Annotated in this window: 15 protein-coding genes and 5 pseudogenes; 5 read left to right on the top strand and 15 right to left on the bottom strand. The window is 32.8% G+C overall.

The annotated features are described in order from the left end of the window. Nucleotides 1-23: 23 nt before the first annotated feature. The 8 genes and pseudogenes from NMU03_RS09295 to NMU03_RS09265 all read right to left on the bottom strand — a co-directional run bounded on the left by NMU03_RS09295 (nt 24) and on the right by NMU03_RS09265 (nt 5,924). On the bottom strand, nt 24-956 hold the full coding sequence (locus NMU03_RS09295) for a DRTGG domain-containing protein (RefSeq protein ID WP_290137844.1): 933 nt from the start codon (nt 954-956) through the stop codon (nt 24-26). Between the two features lie 15 nt (nt 957-971). After that, on the bottom strand, nt 972-1,631 hold the full coding sequence (locus tag NMU03_RS09290) for a helix-turn-helix transcriptional regulator (protein ID WP_290137842.1): 660 nt from the start codon (nt 1,629-1,631) through the stop codon (nt 972-974). A 73-nt stretch (nt 1,632-1,704) separates the two neighbouring features. After that, nucleotides 1,705-1,836, bottom strand: coding sequence for a hypothetical protein (locus NMU03_RS09285; RefSeq protein ID WP_290137841.1), 132 nt, complete (start codon nt 1,834-1,836; stop codon nt 1,705-1,707). 157 nt (nt 1,837-1,993) lie between these two features. Beyond that, a pseudogene (locus NMU03_RS17650) lies at nt 1,994-2,056 on the bottom strand (zinc-ribbon domain-containing protein); the annotation flags it as partial. A 79-nt stretch (nt 2,057-2,135) separates the two neighbouring features. After that, nucleotides 2,136-3,254, bottom strand: coding sequence for a galactokinase (locus tag NMU03_RS09280; protein WP_290142310.1), 1,119 nt, complete (start codon nt 3,252-3,254; stop codon nt 2,136-2,138). Between the two features lie 160 nt (nt 3,255-3,414). Next, nucleotides 3,415-4,428, bottom strand: coding sequence for an aldose epimerase family protein (locus tag NMU03_RS09275; protein WP_290137839.1), 1,014 nt, complete (start codon nt 4,426-4,428; stop codon nt 3,415-3,417). Continuing rightward, a complete protein-coding gene (locus NMU03_RS09270; RefSeq protein WP_290137837.1) occupies nt 4,421-4,666 on the bottom strand; it encodes a hypothetical protein in 246 nt (81 codons plus the stop codon). Before NMU03_RS09270 ends, NMU03_RS09275 begins: the two co-directional genes overlap by 8 nt. Before the next feature lie 64 nt (nt 4,667-4,730). Continuing rightward, nucleotides 4,731-5,924, bottom strand: a complete 1,194-nt coding sequence (locus tag NMU03_RS09265; protein ID WP_290137835.1) for a UDP-glucose--hexose-1-phosphate uridylyltransferase — start codon at nt 5,922-5,924, stop codon at nt 4,731-4,733. A 161-nt stretch (nt 5,925-6,085) separates the two neighbouring features. Between NMU03_RS09265 and NMU03_RS09260 the strand changes: the two genes are divergently transcribed. After that, nucleotides 6,086-6,520, top strand: coding sequence for a LacI family DNA-binding transcriptional regulator (locus NMU03_RS09260; protein WP_290137833.1), 435 nt, complete (start codon nt 6,086-6,088; stop codon nt 6,518-6,520). Beyond that, nucleotides 6,502-7,089: a substrate-binding domain-containing protein gene (locus NMU03_RS09255; protein ID WP_290137831.1), complete on the top strand. Its 588-nt coding sequence runs from the start codon at nt 6,502-6,504 to the stop codon at nt 7,087-7,089. The genes NMU03_RS09260 and NMU03_RS09255 overlap by 19 nt, the downstream gene beginning before the upstream one ends. An 8-nt stretch (nt 7,090-7,097) precedes the next feature. Here the strand turns inward: NMU03_RS09255 and gltA are convergent, their stop codons facing one another. Both gltA and NMU03_RS09245 read right to left on the bottom strand, forming a co-directional pair. Then, complete coding sequence (gene gltA / locus NMU03_RS09250; RefSeq protein ID WP_290137829.1) at nt 7,098-8,501, bottom strand: NADPH-dependent glutamate synthase; 1,404 nt, start codon at nt 8,499-8,501, stop codon at nt 7,098-7,100. Further along, nucleotides 8,501-9,350: pseudogene (locus NMU03_RS09245) on the bottom strand (sulfide/dihydroorotate dehydrogenase-like FAD/NAD-binding protein). The gene gltA and the pseudogene NMU03_RS09245 overlap by 1 nt, the downstream one beginning before the upstream one ends. A 129-nt stretch (nt 9,351-9,479) precedes the next feature. Between NMU03_RS09245 and NMU03_RS09240 the strand changes: the two are divergent. Then, nucleotides 9,480-10,271, top strand: a complete 792-nt coding sequence (locus tag NMU03_RS09240) for an HAD family hydrolase (protein WP_290137828.1) — start codon at nt 9,480-9,482, stop codon at nt 10,269-10,271. Between the two features lie 99 nt (nt 10,272-10,370). Here the strand turns inward: NMU03_RS09240 and tnpA are convergent. Both tnpA and NMU03_RS09230 read right to left on the bottom strand, forming a co-directional pair. After that, a pseudogene (gene tnpA, locus NMU03_RS09235) lies at nt 10,371-10,894 on the bottom strand (IS200/IS605 family transposase). A 511-nt stretch (nt 10,895-11,405) separates the two neighbouring features. After that, nucleotides 11,406-11,663: pseudogene (locus tag NMU03_RS09230) on the bottom strand (NusG domain II-containing protein); the annotation flags it as partial. Between the two features lie 171 nt (nt 11,664-11,834). Between NMU03_RS09230 and NMU03_RS09225 the strand changes: the two are divergent. Then, a pseudogene (locus NMU03_RS09225) lies at nt 11,835-13,514 on the top strand (IS1634 family transposase). Between the two features lie 142 nt (nt 13,515-13,656). On the opposite strand, the gene NMU03_RS09220 reads toward NMU03_RS09225, so the two are convergent. Then, a complete protein-coding gene (locus tag NMU03_RS09220) occupies nt 13,657-14,007 on the bottom strand; it encodes a NusG domain II-containing protein (protein WP_290137826.1) in 351 nt (116 codons plus the stop codon). Between the two features lie 153 nt (nt 14,008-14,160). On the opposite strand from NMU03_RS09220, the gene NMU03_RS09215 reads away from it, so the two are divergent. Continuing rightward, a complete protein-coding gene (locus tag NMU03_RS09215; protein WP_290137825.1) occupies nt 14,161-14,481 on the top strand; it encodes a PTS sugar transporter subunit IIB in 321 nt (106 codons plus the stop codon). 66 nt (nt 14,482-14,547) lie between these two features. Here NMU03_RS09215 and NMU03_RS09210 read toward each other — a convergent pair whose 3' ends face one another. After that, nucleotides 14,548-16,017: a glycoside hydrolase family 1 protein gene (locus tag NMU03_RS09210; protein WP_290137824.1), complete on the bottom strand. Its 1,470-nt coding sequence runs from the start codon at nt 16,015-16,017 to the stop codon at nt 14,548-14,550. A gap of 98 nt (nt 16,018-16,115) precedes the next feature. Next, nucleotides 16,116-18,746, bottom strand: coding sequence for a bifunctional acetaldehyde-CoA/alcohol dehydrogenase (adhE, locus tag NMU03_RS09205; protein ID WP_290137823.1), 2,631 nt, complete (start codon nt 18,744-18,746; stop codon nt 16,116-16,118). Nucleotides 18,747-18,917: the final 171 nt, after the last annotated feature.

Genomic DNA, 18,917 nt, shown 5'->3' with positions numbered 1-18,917 from the left:
CGCTTGACTTCTTTCATTATGGTCTACCTGAATAACTTTTTCTTCATTCCATTTAAGACCTGATAACGTGAAATTGATCCCACGACACGTCCCATAAAATCAATCACAGGATAACTACGGTAACGTGTTTCGCTCATAACCTCTTTAACATAATCAACAGTATCATCAGTTGAGAACGTTGTTAAACCACCTTTTTGCATAACATATTCAACTGGTACAGCCTGAATAATCTGTTGTGAAGCCATAAAAGTATTAAATGGTGTAGAAATCACACTGATATGAGCTTCTATACAATGATTTAATAATTCTTTAGAAATCGTTAATGAACCTGTTAAAATGACTAATGAAATATGAGCATTCATTAATTGTTCAATCGCTTCATCTCGATCTCCACCAACAATCACTACATCATTTTCATGTACACGTTTGCTGGCTTCTTCACCAGTCATGGCTGCAATATGAATTTCACCTTTAATTGTTTTTAATTGTTTATCCAAATACAAAATACTTGCATCTAAAGTATCAATCACGTTTTCAATTGGTGTATTCGCTTCTTTTAGAATTTGACTATCCCATTGATCCATATATCCTTCAATAATATTAGACGTTGATAATAAGCCTAATAATTGACTATGATCATCTAAAACAGGTGCACTCTTTAAGTTTTGTTGTTTCATTAGTGACCACGCTGTTTTTAAAGTCAATTCTTTAGAAAAAACAGTCACTTTGTCATATTCTAAATCCTCTACTGTTTGTTTAACTGTTTTTAATAAAACAGGAATTTCAGTATGAAATCTTTTTAAAATATATTCCGTTTCTTTATTAATATCACCTAATCTAACTGGAACAGCGTTATAACGTCCAATTCTAAATAAATAATCAGCATAAGCAATCGCACTACAAATAGAATCACTATCCGGATTTTTATGCCCACTGACAAAAACGATATCTTTCATGTCTATCCCCTTTCCTTACATTTTCTTTAAATAACGATAAATTGTGGGTTCACTTACAGCGAGTTTTTCAGCCACAAGCACAATTGCCCCCTTGACTTTAAACGTTCCTTTTTCTTGTAAGTATTTCACCACTTTTATTTTTTCTTCAACATTCAATCTTTCAACGAGAAAATAACTTGGGAATCCCATTTGTTCTAGGCATTCTTTAATATATTTATCAATCATTTCATCCAATGGTGATGATAAAATTTCAATAGGATTATCCAATTTAAATTCTACATCTTTACGTTCTTTAATCCCTAAAATTCTCTTTAAAGTCGTTTCAATATATTCATAATCAGAAATATTGACATTGATACAAAGCATCCCAATTGGAAGTTCATGTCCATCTTCTTTAATAAAGTAGGTTGCTGAACGCAGCAATTTCCCATCACTTCCTGTTGTCTTATAATTCATGACATAATCGTGATCTTTATATTGCTTTGTTTTGAGATAATGAATGGATAAGTTAGATAACTTCGCACCAATTTCTCTCCCTGAAATATGACTATTTGCAATGGCAACGATTTCCTGCTCTTTGGAAGTGAGATCATGAAGTGCTACTTCAACATTATCACCTAAAGCCTCTCCTAAAAATCCAACTAACTTTGCATAGGGTTCTAATAATTTATACATGAATTTCGCCTCCAATGAAATTATACACTAATTTTTTAAAAGAGATAGCTTTTTTATCATGATAAAAAAACAATTATCTCATCATAATACTTTGTATCAACACAATACCTTCATAATAAATATCTTCAAAAGTATTAACACTTTGAGAAATAATACTTAAAAATACAATATAAAGAATAATTTCTACAATAATGCCAGCAACCAATCCTTTTAAACATGAAGCAGCTTTTTTGGGAATTCCTTACGCCAAATGACATACAAGACAATTCCTGCAATAGGTATAAAAAAGAAACAAAAGCAAATAACAAGCTTGGTGCATCGTATTCCCTTTGATCATAAACTTGACCATTTTGCATCACAGTTCCACAATAGGGACAGTATTTCATATCTTCTCCCACTTCTTTTCCACACTGATGACAATACATAAACATCCCTCCTCGTCTTACTATTTTACCATATTTATGTGAAGAAAATGAGTACAAAAAAAGCTGATTTTCCATCAGCTTAATCGATCACTTTCATACCACCATATTTTCTAACTTTCAAAATATGACAGCTTCCCTGACCAAAGTATTTTTCAATTTCCTGTTGATAAATATCAACATAATCATCTTCTACAAATGCCTGAATAGTACCTGCAAAACCACCACCATGAACACGACAGACACCATGATGATCCAATATATCTTGTGATAAAGCTAAAGCTAATGAAACAGCTTGTTGATCAACATAATGATTTGAATATATATTTTGAAGATATTGGAAAGAACTTTCTCCTGAGGCTTTAACCATTGCTTTAAATGTTTCAAAATCTCCATCTTTCAATGCTTGAACAGCCCCTTGTACACGTTTATTTTCATTGAATACATGAATAGCTCGTAAAAGTGCACGATCAGAAACTTTTTCTCTTAATTCATTCAATTTTGCATAAAAATCTTTTTCATCAACATCCCTTAAATATTCCTGATGGAAAAAATGGTTGACTTCTTTTAATTCTTGAGGAATAGAGGCATAGTCTTCAGTTAAGTCAGCATGTGAAGCATGAACATCCACAATGCACAAACTATGATGAAAACGAGGAAAATCAACAGAAATCTTTTCTACTATTGGATTCTCATTATCTTGAAAATCAATATGAATTAAACTTCCTACAGAACATGCACATTGATCCATTAATCCACATGGTTTTCCAAAATATACATTTTCACTGTATTGTCCTATTTTTGCAATCTCTACAGGATCAAGAGTCATGTTATTATACATACCAGACAAAATTGTTCCAATCATAACTTCAAAAGCTGCAGAAGATGATAAACCAGAACCTTGTAAAACATCACTCGTCATATAACCTACAAAACCACCCATATGATAACCAAGTTGTTCAAATCGAGCAAGAATTCCACGAATAAGACCTTCAGATGTTTCTTTTTCATCCTCTCTTAACGCTAAATCATGAATATCAATAGCTTGAATATCATAGTCGTCAGATAAGATTTTAATTGTATTTTCTTCTTTTGCTACCACAGCAATCATATCCAAATTAATTGCAGCCGCCAATACTTCTCCATGTTGATGATCAGTATGGTTACCACAAACCTCACTTCTTCCTGGTGTACTATAAATAGCAACTTCTCTATCACCATATAAATCAATAAATTTTTCTATAGCTCGAATATAACGTGTTTGTTGGTAAGATATTTGATGTTGATCAACATAAATATCTAAAAAGTCTTTTCATAAACATGATTTTGAATATCTTGAATCAATAAACTTGCTTTTTTCATTATTTCATCACTTTAAACTGATATGATGTCGTTTCATCATATGTTTCTCCTTTTCTTAAGATTGTTGTTGGATTGTCTTCCAAATGAATAGCATCTGGCATATTTTGTGTTTCAATACAAATCGCATCTCTGGCATCATAACGATGTTGATTTTTACCTAATCTACCATCTAAATAATTAGCTGTATAAATTTGTGCCTGTGGTAATGTTGTTGAAACAATCAATTGGCGTCCAGTTACTTGATGCGTTAAGATAACCTGTTGCTTTGAAACATCAAAAATAAAGGGATGATCAAAACCTTTTGCTAGTAATAATTGTTCATCGTTTTGATTGACTCTTTCTCCAATCAAAGCTGGTTGTCTAAAATCAAATGCTGTATTTGTGACATCTTTGATCTGACCAGTTGTTAAACCATCACCATCTACACATGCAAAATGAGAGGCATGAATCTGTAAAGTATGCTGATTAATATTTTCTTGATGTCCTGATAAATTGAAATAAGAATGATTTGTGATATTAATCAATGTATCTTTTGATGAAGTCGCATAATAATGAACAGTCAATGTATCTGCTTTTAATGTATATGTGACTGTTAAATCTAAATCACCAGGATATCCTTCTTCCCCATCTTTTGATAAATAATGAAATTCTAAAATACTATCATCCTTTATTATATAATCAAAGATTTGATAACTAAACCCTTTCAAACCACCATGAAGATGATTCGGTCCATTATTAACTGCCAAATGATAATCTTGTCCATTTAATGTAAATCGTCCACCTTTAATACGATTCGCTACACGTCCAACCAATGCTCCTAAATATGCATCCAATGTTTGATATTGTGTAAAATCATCATAACCCAATACAACATCATCAATTTGTCCATAACGATCACGCATCATCACTTTAATAATTGTACAACCATAGTTAGACACAACAATTTCTAATTGATCATTTTTCATCGATATCAAATCAATTTGATCATCAATGTGTTGAATGACTTCAATCATTTTTTTCATCCTCCTTTAATTGTTCAACAAATGATATAAAAGCATCAATTCCAGCCTCATCCATCTTAAATACACCTGCATCTTCTAAGACTTCCACATATTTTTGAGTTAATGCTGTTTTTAATACATCATCTATTGTCTGTTTTTCTATTTGATAATTTTCTTTAATTTCATTATACCATAATTTATGTTTCTGTAATTCAGGATATTGTATGATTTCTTTTTTCCTAACAAACATTCCTTTAATAATTCTAATTCATGTTTTAATCGAGCTGGTAATACTGCTAATCCCATCACTTCTATTAAACCAATATTTTCTTTTTTATATGATGTAGATTTTGATGGGGATGGAAAATACCATCTGGATATTTTTCGCTGGTACGATTATTTCTTAATACTAAATCCATTTGATATTGCTGATTTTTCATTCTCGCAATAGGTGTAATTGTATTATGGGGTGTCTCAGCTGTGTGTGAAACAATATCTAAAGAAGGATGTGAATAGTGTTTCCATGCCTGTAATGTCTGCGAGGCAAAACGTACAATTTCATCTTTATTGGCTGAAGTCACTCTGATTGTTGAAAGTGGCCATTTTAATATTTCAATTTTCATATGTGGATAAGTAGCAAAATAAAATGTTTTGACAACATCAGCACTTTCTATTGGAAATTCATAACAACCTCCTTGAAAATGGTCATGCGTTAATATCGATCCACCAACAATAGGCAAATCAGCATTCGAACCTAACATATAGTGAGGGAACTGTTCAACAAATGACAGCAAGTGTTGAAATGTCTGTTCATTGATGACCATTGATATATGTTCTTCATTAAAGACAATACAATGTTCATTGTAATAAACATATGGTGAATATTGTAAGTAATATTTAGCACCATTTAAATCAATGGGAATAATACGATGATTTTGTCTGGCAGGAAGCTGAAAATCACCACTAAAGCCGACATTTTCTTTACATAATAAACATTTTGGATAACCACTTGTTTTGATAAGTTTTGCTTTTGCGATGTCCTTAGGATCTTTTTCTGGTTTTGATAAATTAATCGTTATATCAATATTGCCATATTTATAATATTTTTGAAATTGAATATTTAAATCTGTTCGATCTTTACGTATATAGTGTGAATATGTCGAAAGATTATAAAAATAATTCGTTGCTGCCTGTGGTGAATGAAGATAATGTTCATGGAAAGTCTTCACAACTTCACTCGGTCTAGGCATTAAACAATTCATTAAACGCGTATCAAACAAGTCTTTTTCTACAATACTATCTTCTATTATTCCTTGTTCAACTGCATAATTTAACATTTTCTCCAATATCGGTGTACACTCTTTTCTGTTGGATATGATCTCTTCTTTATGAAAATCATTCATTTGTAGCAAATCCATTAGTAAATTCACTGCATAATCTACATCATCTTCTTGAATAAGATGACAATCCAAACCATATTGAATCAATTCATTAATTGCTGTATTCATACTCTATCCTCCCTTATCTATAAGATACCACGCTTAGTTAAAAAGTCAATATTTATTTTACTCATTTTTAACTAAAATTTTACTTATTTTTATATTCTATGAATTAACATGGCTTTTTCTTTTATTTTCCTATATAATAGTAAAAAGACAAGGAGGTAATTATGGCCACTTTAAAAGATGTTGCCCAGATGGCACAAGTTTCTATTGCGACTGTTTCACGTATTTTAAATAATGATCCGACTTTAAGTGTTCCAGAACAAACACGAGAAAATGTCCTAGCTGCCGCAAAAATGCTTCAATATCAAAAAAAGAAGAAAAAAGATTTACATATTCACGTGTGCTTAATTCAATGGTATTCTTTACAACAAGAAATTCATGATCCCTACTATTTAACTTTACGTCATGGAGTAGAGGATTATTGTACAAAAAATGGTATTATTCTCAAACGTATTTTTAAAGATGATGTTGATATTGAAAAATCATTAAAAGGTATTGATGGTATTATCTGTTTAGGCAAATTTAGTAAAAGCCATATTGAGACTTTAAAAAATATAATGATGCAATTATTTTATTGGATATGGATTATGAAAATTTAAAAGAATGTTCGATTGTTTTAGATTTTGATCTTGTTTTAAAACAAGCTTTAACTTATTTAAAAAAACTAGGTCATCAAAAAATAGGCTATTTAGGAGGTATTGAATATCTTGATGATGGTAAGCCTTATGATGATATTCGTAAACAAGCTTTTCTAAAGTATGCAGATGCTTATCATTTAGATTATCAAGATTATATTCTAGAAGGAGAATTCACGAGTGAATCAGGTTATGCAATGATGGTTCATATGATTCAATCACAACATTTACCAACAGCTATCTTTGCAGCAAGTGATCCCATTGCGATAGGAGCTATGAAAGCTTTAAATGATTATGGTTATCAGATTCCTCAAGATATATCTATTATTGGCTTTGATAATATTGATGCCAGCAATTATACATATCCCCCATTAACAACTTTCTATGCTCCATCATTTGACATGGGACATTTTGGCGCAAAACTTTTACACCAAGCCATTAAAGATCATACAAAATTATTACCCATGCGTATTCAACTCCCTTGTTATTTAGTAGAAAGAGAATCATGTCAAAAACTCAAAAAAAACGATTAGAGAATTTTCTAATCGTTTTTACATTGCTTTTGTTTTAATGCTTCATCAATCGCTTGAGCAGCTTTCTTTCCAGCTCCCATTGCTAAAATAACTGTGGCAGCTCCAGTTACCACATCTCCACCAGCATAGACACCGTCTTTTGATGTTTTCATAGTTTCTTCATCAACAATGATTCCACCCCATTTTTGTGTATCTAATCCCGGTGTTGTCTGTCTGATCAATGGATTTGGACTTTGTCCAATGGATACAATAACTGTTCCTGTTTCAATCGTAAAGTTTGATTCTGCCTTTTCAATTGGTCTTCTTCTACCACTGGCATCTGGTTCACCTAATTCCATTTCTACACATTCCATTGACTCTACCCAGCCATCTTTTCCTTCAATCTTGACAGGATTTGTCAACAATTTGAAGATAATCCCTTCTTCTTTAGCGTGATGCACTTCTTCCGCTCTGGCAGGGATTTCTTGTTCTCCTCGACGATAAACAATATAGACATTTTTTGCTCCTAAACGTTTAGCTGTTCTGGCTGCATCCATAGCTACATTTCCTGCTCCAATGACACAGACTGTATCACTGATTTTGACTGGTGTTGGATGATTTGGGAATTCATACCCTTTCATTAGATTCACACGAGTTAAAAACTCATTGGCTGCATAAACACCATTTAAGTTTTCTCCTGGAATTCCCTGAAAACGTGGAAGTCCAGCTCCACTACCAACAAAGATTGCAGCATATCCTTCTTCTTGAAGTTCATCAATTGTCACAGAACGTCCCACGACAACATTCGTTTCAAATTTGACACCTAAATCAGCAACACCATCAATTTCCTTTTGAACTAAATCCTTTGGCAAACGGAATTCAGGAATTCCATAAGATAATACACCACCCGTTTTATGCAATGCTTCAAAGACTGTCACATCATAACCTTTCTTAGCAAGTTCTCCAGCACATGTCATGCCAGCTGGTCCACTTCCTACAATAGCAACTTTCATGCCATTTTTTTCTATCTGATTGACTTTCTTTGTACCATGTTCACGATGATAGTCAGCGACAAATCTTTCCAGTCTACCAATTCCTACCGATTCACCTCTGATGCCTCTGACACATTTTCCTTCACACTGATTTTCCTGTGGGCAGACACGTCCACAAATAGCTGGCAAAGCATTTTCCTGTGTAATGATTTCATAGGCTTCTTCAAAATTCCCTTTAGCCACTTCACTGATAAATTCAGGAATTGGCACACCTACAGGACATCCATTCTTACATGGACTATGTTTACAGTTCAAGCATCTCGTTGCTTCTTCCATTGCCTGTTCTTTTGTATATCCTAAAGCCACTTCTTTGAAGTTCTGATTTCTTACTTGAGGTTCCTGTTCAGGCATTTTCACCTTTTCCAATGACATATTTGGCATTATCTGACACCTCCCATTAAATTACACATACGATTGGCCTTTTCATCCATTTGATGTTCTTCTTCCTTGAACATTCTCTGGCGAGCCATCAATTCATCAAAGTCAACCTGCAATCCATCAAAATCGGGTCCATCAACACAGGCAAACTTGATTTTTCCATCTACGCTGACACGACAGCATCCACACATCCCTGTCCCATCAATCATGATTGGATTCAAGGATACAGAAGTCTTAATATTGTGTGGCTTTGTAACTCCAACAACAGCCTTCATCATTGGTACTGGTCCAATCGCAATGACTTCATCAATCACTTCACCACGATCAATCATATCTCCAAGCACTTGAGTGACAAAACCTTTTGTACCTAATGATCCATCATCCGTTGTAATATAAACATTCTTACAGAATTTTCTAAACTCATCAGCCCATAAGACATATTGTGCTTCTCTACCACCAATAATTACATCCACATCAACACCCATATTGGCTAATGCTCTTAGCTGTGGATAAAGCGAGTGCACTTCCAACACCACCAGCAACCCCAACAACATGCCTAGAAGCATGAAGCTTTGTTGGTTCACCTAAAGGTCCTACAAAGTCAGTGATTTCATCACCTTCATTTAATGAAGCCAACACTTTTGTAGAATACCCAACAATTTGATAAATGATTGTAATCGTTTCTTTTTCTCTATCATAATCTGCAATCGTTAATGGAATTCTTTCACCATCTTCACCAACTCTTAAAATAATAAACTGCCCAGGTTCACATTTTCTCGAAACATGGGGTGCATGAACAACCATTAACTCTACAACATCATTTAATTTTTCTTTGTGTAAAATCTTATACATTTCTATCTACCCCTCTCATAGTTTCAAAAATTATATCATAGAGATAATTTTTTCGCAATACAACATCATAATTATCTCTTGACCCTCTTTAATTCATGGCTTATGATAAAAGAAAAAAGGAGAATAATTATGCATACAAAACTTATCTTTTTTGATATAGATGGTACCTTATTAGATGAAAAAACAGGAACTGTACCTGATTCCACAATTCATGCCATTCAAACAGCACAAAAAAATGGACACCTTTGTTTTATCAATACTGGTCGTCCTATTTCTACAATTGATTCTATTATCACAGACATTCCTTTTGATGGATATATATGTGGTTGTGGCACTTATATACAATATCACAACCAAACATTATTTCATGCTCAATTAGATGATAAACTCAAACAAAAAGTTATCAACGCTATTGAAAAATATCAGCTTGATGCAATGTTAGAGGGAAGTGATGGTGTCTATTTTTCTCAACATTTAAAACATCCTTTTATTCAAACTATTCAAAAACATTACCAAAAACTTGGTTTTCATGTTGGCGACTTTTCTCATCAAGAGATTGTTTCTTTTGACAAACTCACAACTTGGTATCAACCTGATACACAAATTGATGCATTTAAACAAGCTTTACAAAACGATTTTCATATCATCCAACGAGATGTTGATTTTTTAGAAATTGTCCCATTGCCCTACTCTAAAGCAACCGGTATTCAATATTTAGTTGACCATCTTGGATATACACTTAAAGATACTATCAGCATTGGTGATTCAACAAATGATTTACCTATGTTAACATATACGCATGAATCTGTCGCTATGGGAAATAGTAACCCTATTTTATTTGATAAAGTATCTTATATCACAACAAATATTGATCAAAATGGTATTGAAAATGCTCTCAAACATTTTCAAATTATATCATAACCACGCTTAAAAGACGTGGTATGTACAGGTCCTAGAAGGGCATTTTGTTGCGGAGGTCTTCAGCTATCGAAGCCTGACAGTCGCAACCTCCTTTACTGGCTAGCCCTTAAGGGGCTTTTTATTTTTGCCACTTTCCACCAGCTCACCCGTAAACGGGCCTATAAATTCTTTTAAACTCATCTGATCATATATCTTGTCTTCCTGCAATTGATTTTGTATATATTCCTTTATCATTTTTTCGTTTTTTCCTACTGTATCTACTTATACCGTTATCGGCATAAATCTACAAAATACCCTTCTGCCCAGAAAGGTCTATTCCCGAACTTATATTTCAAGTTCGCATGTCTGTCAAATATCATCAGTGTTGACTTTGACTTCAACTGTCCCATAAATTCTAATATGGAATATTTTGGTGGTATTTCAAGTAACATATGGATATGATCAGGACATGCATGTTCCTCTATCAGTTCTACATCTTTGAATCTGTTAATCAGCATTACAAGTATCTCTATGATATCCTTTCTCAATTTATTATATATAATCAATCTTCTATATTTTGGCACTATAACTATATGATATTTGCATCTATATGATGTATGTAATAAACTATTTGTGTCTTTCATAGACACACTTCCTTTGATTATTTTATTTCTTAGCTGCCAGGCTAAGTTCATTATACCATTGGAGGCTTTTTACTTACAACGCTTTAAGCTCTTTCCTTACCACGCGTATAACACGTGGTATTATTCTACAATAAAAAAGAACGTGGGGAAACGTTCTTTTTTATTGTATAGACGAATTTTATATATAGGGAGAGGGGTCGTCTATATCTTATATTATATGTCTTGTCTTAAGACACTTATATATTAACCTATTGATATGAATTTATTGTGAATTTAATATCAACTTTATGTGAACTTTTTTATATAATAAATCACTATCATATGTGACATTTTAAAATCCATTGTAAAAAAAGAAGAACGCGGGAAATTGACGTTCTTCTTGTATAGACGCATTTTACATATAGGGAGAGGTCGTCTATATCTCAATATTATATGTCTTATCTTAAGACACTTATATCATAACTTAAGCTTATGAATTGACTGTGAACATTTTCTTAATCTGAGCTTATCATTAATATTTAGGCGCAATATCTGCTTGGACAACATAAATATTATTAGGCACACAAATAATTTTTCTTGAACTTCCTTCTTGAATCCAACCTTCTTCTTCACAATCGTGATTAGGACATTCAACATCAATGGCACGATATTGATAATCTTTAACTTCTAAATGAAAAGTTCCATAATCACCTTCAAAAGTATATATTTGGTTTTTTGATATATCTATGGTTTCCTTGAGTTCATTATGATAATAAACTTCTATCTTCCCACCTTTTCCCGTCTTTAGGAGTTCTCACTATATTTTTTAGTAATCCTTTTTTATCAAATATTATATTATGCCGATTTTATCGGCTTTTTTTGTTTTTTATCTTTTTTTATTTATTTTTTTATGTTATAATTTATATAGTGATACTAGTGATATCTATTATGGAGGTTATTTATGGCTTATTTTCTTAAAAAAACTCATCGTAACGGGCGTACCTACCTTTCTATCGTGGAAAGTTACTATTCCCCTCAAAAACGCTGTGGAGCTCACCGCACCTTTAAATCCCTCGCTTCTGTCGAATCTTGGAAAGCCAAAGGAATTGATGATCCTATCGCTCATTTCCAAAAAGAAGTCAATGCTCTTAATGATGAAATTTCTAACAGTCAGGCTCTCAAAATTTCTGAATCATCTCCTGAACTTTATTTAGGATATTTTCCTTTTGTTTCTTTACTGAATAAAATGAATATCAAAAAGTTTGTTGACTATTTCAATATTTCCAATTCTTTTGAATTTGATCTGTACGAATTGCTTTCCTCTCTTATTTTTGCCCGACTTGTGAATCCTTGCAGTAAATACAGAACTTTTCATGAAGTTATTCCTCAATTGAGAGGTGCCACTCATTTTTCTTATAATCAGCTTCTAGACGGTCTTGCATTCATGGGCAATGATTACGGCAAGTTCATCGAGATTTTTAATGAGCAGATGAAGAAAGTCTATAATATCAATACTTCAAGGACTTATTTTGATTGTACCAATTTCTATTTTGAAATCGATAAAGAAGATAATTTTAGACGAAAGGGTCCATCAAAAGAAAATAGAAAAGACCCTATTGTGAGTTTAGGGCTATTGCTTGATGCCAATCAAATCCCTATTGGCATGAAGCTGTTTCCTGGTAATGAAAGTGAAAAGCCAGTCTTAAGAGATGTGATTCATGATCTTAAAAAGAAAAACCAAATTTCAGGAAAAACTATACATGTAGCTGACAAGGGATTGAACTGCACTCAAAACATTGCTTTTTCTAAAGAAAATGGAGATGGCTATTTATTCTCCAAATCTGTCAAGACTCTCCCTGAAAAAGAAAAGATATGGGTATTGTTGAATAATGAAGACTGGAAAGAAATAAAAAATGATAATGGTACATTATTATACAGATATAAGTCATGCATTGACAAATTTCCTTATCATATAGAAATTGACGGGAAAAAGAAGACTATATATTTTACTGAGAAACGAGTAGTGACTTATAATCCAAAGCTTGCATCTAAAAAAAGATATGAAATCAGCAAACAGGTTGAAAAGGCAAGAAGCCTATGTTACAGTCAGGCAAAAAGAGCCGAATATGGAGATCTAGGAAAATACGTTAATTTCACTAATGAAAATGGAGAAAAAGCAAAGGCAACAATCAATGAAGACATCATAGAAAAAGAACTTGAACTGGCAGGTTATAATTTATTGATCACATCAGAAACAAATATGAAGTCAACAGACATCTACAATACCTATCACAATTTATGGAGGATAGAAGAATCATTTAGAATAATGAAATCCGATTTGGATGCCAGACCAGTATTCCTTCAAAAAGAAAACAGTATAAAGGGACATTTTTTGATATGTTACCTGGCAGTATTATTGGAAAGAATATTCCAATTCAAAATCTTGAACAATAAATATAGTACACAGGAAATTATGAAATTTGTAAAAAGTTTTAAGATAGTCAAGGGAGAAAGTAAATATATCAACGTAACAACATCAAGCAAGTTCATAAAAGACTTTGAATAAATGACAAAATTACCGTTAACAAATTATTACTTGACAGAAAGGCAAGTAAAACAAATATTCAGGTACAAAATATAAAAAAGCAGTAGCAATCACTTAAAAGATTACTACTGTTTTTCAATGAAAGTCTCACTATATTTTAATGTTGGATACCAAAGTCAGGTATCATAACTTAAGCTTATGAATTGACTGTGAACATTTTCTTAATCTGAGCTTATCATTAATATTTAGGCGCAATATCTGCTTGGACAACATAAATATTATTAGGCACACAAATAATTTTTCTTGAACTTCCTTCTTGAATCCAACCTTCTTCTTCACAATCGTGATTAGGACATTCAACATCAATGGCACGATATTGATAATCTTTAACTTCTAAATGAAAAGTTCCATAATCACCTTCAAAAGTATATATTTGGTTTTTTGATATATCTATGGTTTCCTTGAGTTCATTATGATAATAAACTTCTATCTTCCCACCTTTTTGAGTTTGTGTAAATTCATAAACAAGATAGATTACTCCAATGACAATACATAATCCTATAATAAAAATAATATCTTTCTTTTTCATATCTCTTTTCCTTTTCTTCAACTTCTTTTACTATGGTAATCAAGACACTACAATAAGTCAATAAATTTATGAAATTCTATCTTTGTTATTTCATAATATATCTAATAGGTGTATAATATGAGTATAGAAAAACAAATAAGGAGGAATATGAATATGATGAAAATCATGTTAGCATGTAGTGCAGGAATGTCAACAAGCTTACTTGTAACTAGAATGCAAAAAGCTGCACAGGATAGAGGTTTAGAAGCAAAAATTTGGGCTATAAGTGAAACTGCTCTTACAACTGAATATGCTGCTGATCCATGCGATGTTTTACTTATCGGACCTCAAGTTCGTTTCCGTTTAAATTCTATCAAAGATCAAGTGAACCATGCCATTCCTGTGGATGTTATTGACATGCGTACTTATGGTATGATGGATGGATCTAAAGTTCTAGATCAAGCTTTAAAAATGCTAGAAGACTGGAAAAAATAAACATTCGCTTTTAAAATGAATACTTTTAAAAAGGACATAACTTGCTGCTATGTCCTTTTTGCTTGTTTAATCTAAATCTTCCCCTTTTGATTCAATAACTTTTTTATACCAATAGAATGAATCTTTACGACTTCTTGAGAAATCTCCTGTACCATCATCATGTCTATCAACATAAATAAATCCATAACGTTTTGCATATTGTCCTGTTCCTGCTGAAACCAAATCAATAGGTCCCCAAGTTGTATAACCAATTAATGGTACACCATCTTCAATTGCTTCTTTCATTGCTGCAATATGAGGTCTTAAATATGCAATACGATAATCATCATGAATAGATCCATCTTCTTCTACTTTATCAAATGCTCCTAAACCATTTTCAACAATCATTAATGGTGTATGTGGATAACGTCCATTTAACAATTTTAATGTATAACGTAATCCATCAGGATCAATTTGCCATCCCCAGTCAGATGCTTCAAGATATGGATTCTTTGCACCAACTGTCATATTTCCTTTCGTCATTTGAGCATTCTTATCAACTGTAATACAATTTGATTGATAATAAGAGAAAGTATAGAAATCAACTGTTCCTTCTTTTAGAATCTTTTGATCTTCTTCAGTAATAAATGAAGTATCAATACCATGTTCTTTAAAATAACGCCACATAAATGAAGGATATTCTCCTCTAACCTGTACATCTCCACAGAAATTATTTTTATAATCATCTTCATCATAAGCAGCTAACACATCTTTTGGATTTGGTGTTAATGGATAAACTGTTGTATGTGCAATCATATTTCCAATCATAAAATCAGGATTGATTTCATGCCCTGCTTTAACTGCCAATGCACTGGCAACAAATTCATTATGTAAAGCCTCAAACATTTTTTGATCATTTGATTTAAGTTCAGTTAATGGTATACGATGATCAGCATTAACATCTTCTGGATCCATCATTCCTAATCCATAGAGATTTCCAATCCCACCTTCACCCATACAAGCAATATTGATTTCATTGAATGTTAACCAGTATTTTACTTTATCTTTATAACGTTCAAAGCAAGTTGTCGCATATTTCACAAATAAATCAATCACACGACGATCAGTAAAACCATTATATTTTGTAACAATGTTCCATGGGATTTCATAATGGCATAATGTCACTAATGGTTCCATTCCATGTTTATGACATTCATCAAAAACTTTATCATAGAATGCTAATCCTGCTTCATTTGGTTCTTCATCATCTCCATTAGGAAAGATTCTTCCCCAGTTAATAGAAAGTCTAAATACATTCCATCCCATTTTGGCAAATAATGCGATATCTTCTTTGTAATGATGATAGAAATCGACAGCTTCATGACTTGGATAAAAAGCTGTTGGATCAGTTTTTGGCAAGAATGTTCTTGGTGTATTGACATCTCCACCTAATAACATATCTGGTACACATAGCCCTTTACCATCTTCTAAATAGGCTCCTTCACATTGGTTGGCAGCAACAGCTCCACCCCATAAAAAATCTTTAGGAAAACTCATTTTCATTACCTCCATTTCATATATATTTAATTATACAATATTTTGATATGTTTGTAAGAAAAAAGAGCATAACTGTTGCAAGTTATGCTCCATTTTTACTATTTTTCATTCTTTACTGCATATTTTGATTCATAATCATAAATAGTGCTTAAGATTTGTTCCATATCTTTTACGATTGGCATTCTTGGGTTTGCTGGAGTACATTGATCTTCATAAGCATTCATTGCAATTCTGTGGATTGATTCATCCCATGCTGCTTTGTCGATTCCTTGTGATTTAACGTTTGTTACTCCACCAATGCTTACCCATAATTTTTCTACTGCATCAGCAAACATTTCTACACCTTCTGCTGGTGTTTTTGGATTTAATCCAATTAATTGTGCTAATTCCATGTATTTAACGTCTGCTTTGTAGTTTTCAATTTTTGGCCAGATGTTTAGTTTAGTTGGAACTGTACCATTGTATCTAATAACATGTGGTAATAAGATACCATTTGTACGTCCATGAGGAATATGATATTCTCCACCAATCTTATGTGCTAATGAGTGGTTCATTCCTAAGAACGCATTGGCAAATGCCATACCTGCAATTGTTGCAGCATTATGCATTTTTTCTCTTGCAAGTGGTGTTCCTTTCTTCACTGATTCTTCTAAGTAGTCAAATACTAATTTAACTGCTTGTTTAGCCCATCCATCTGTAAAGTCTGATGCTAAGATTGATACATATGCTTCGATTGCATGTGTCAATACGTCGATTCCTGTATCAGCAGCAATTGCTGGTGGTAAGCTTGTTACGAATTCTGGATCCACGATTGCTACTGTTGGTGTCAATGCATAGTCAGTTAATGGATATTTTTTGTTTGCTTTCTTGTCTGTAATAACGGCAAATGGTGTAACTTCTGAACCTGTTCCTGAAGTTGTTGGAATACAGATTAATCTTGCTTTCTTTCCTAATTCAGGGAATTTGAATGCACGTTTTCTGATGTCCATGAATTTTTGTTTGATGTCATCGAAGTTAACTTCTGGATGTTCATACATTAACCACATAACTTTAGCAGCATCCATTGGTGATCCACCACCGATAGCGATGATTACATCTGGTTCGAATTTTCTCATTAATTCAACACCTTCATTAACTGTATCAATGCTTGGATCTGGTTCTACATCAAAGTATAATTCCATTTTAACTTTGTTACGTCTTCTCTTGATTGCATCTTCAATCTTGTCAACATAACCAAGATTGTACATACCTCTGTCTGTAACAATCATGACTCTTTCCATAATCTTCATATCTCTTAAATATCTAATTGAATTTCTTTCAAAGTAGATTTTTGGAGGAAGTTTAACCCATTGCATATTGTTGTTACGTCTCCCTATTCTCTTAATATTTAATAAGTTTACAGCACTTACGTTGTTAGAAACTGAGTTGTGACCATAAGATCCACATCCTAATGTTAATGATGGAATGAAGGCATTATAAACTGAACCGATTCCACCGAATGTAGATGGAGCATTCTCTATAACACGAATTGCTTTACATTTTAAACCAAATTCTACTGAAATATCATGATTTTGTGTATGAATAGCAGCAGAGTGTCCTAAACCATTAAATTCAACCATTGCAGCTGATTTTGCAATACCATCTTCAGTAGAAGTTGCTTTTAATACAGCTAATACAGGAGATAATTTTTCTCTTGTTAATGGTTCATTTGGACCAACTTCTTTACATTCTGCAAGTAAGATTTGAGTATCTTCAGGTACTTTGAATCCCGCTTGCTCAGCAATCCAAGTTGCAGCTTTACCAACAACATTAGCATTAACTGTTCCAACTTCGTTAACTTTATCACTATATGCTTCAGCACCGAACATATATTTTTCAAGTTTTGCTTTTTCTTCAGCATTTACCCAGTATACTTTAAAACGAGAAATTTCTTGTTTAAAGTCATTATAGATTTCTTGGTCTACAATTGCAGCTTGTTCAGAAGCACAAATCATACCATTATCAAATGATTTTGATAATACGATATCATTAACTGCTCTTTTTAATACACATGATTTTTCAACATATGCAGGTACGTTACCAGCACCAACACCTAAAGCAGGTTTACCACAAGAGTAAGCAGCTTTAACCATTGCATTACCACCAGTTGCTAAGATAGTTGCGACACCTGGATGATTCATTAATGCAGTTGTTGCATACATTGAACCTCTGATTCCAATCCATTGAATACAGTCTTCAGGAGCACCTGCAGCAATTGCAGCATCTCTGATGACTTCAGCAGCTTGCACTGAACATTCATATGCAGATGGATGGAATGAGAAGATGATTGGGTTTCTTGTCTTTAATGAAATTAATGATTTGAAAATAACTGTTGAAGTTGGGTTTGTTGTTGGTACGATACCACAGATAACACCAACTGGTTCAGCAATTTCAGTAATTCCAGTTAAAGGATCTTCGTTGATGATTCCAACCGTTTTCAAGTGACGAAGATTACTTGTTACATATTCACAAGCGAATAAATTTTTCACAGCTTTATCTTCAAAGACACCTCTACCAGTTTCTTTGACTGCTGCTTCAGCTAAAACACCATGTTGGTCTAAACCAGCAACAGAGCATTTAGCAACAATGTAATCAACAGCATCTTGATCAAAAGATTCAAATTTGTCTAATGCGACTAATGCTTTTTGAACCAACTCATCAATATGAGCATCAACTTGTTCATTAGTCATTTCAGCCTTTGGGGCTTCTTTTTTTACAGCTTTTTTTCTGCCATAACATTTCCTCCGACATCATTTAATATTTACACGATTAATATACTATATTCCTTGTGAAAAAACAAGCAAGAGAACATATTTTTTAAAAATAAAAAGGCTTACATAATAATGTAAACCTTTCCAAAA

Origin of the sequence: Allocoprobacillus halotolerans, from assembly GCF_024399475.1 — a bacterium.
Lineage (GTDB): Bacteria > Bacillota_I > Bacilli_A > Erysipelotrichales > Coprobacillaceae > Allocoprobacillus > Allocoprobacillus halotolerans.
Note: the sequence above shows the minus strand (reverse complement) of the source record. Positions and strands in the feature narration are given on the sequence as shown.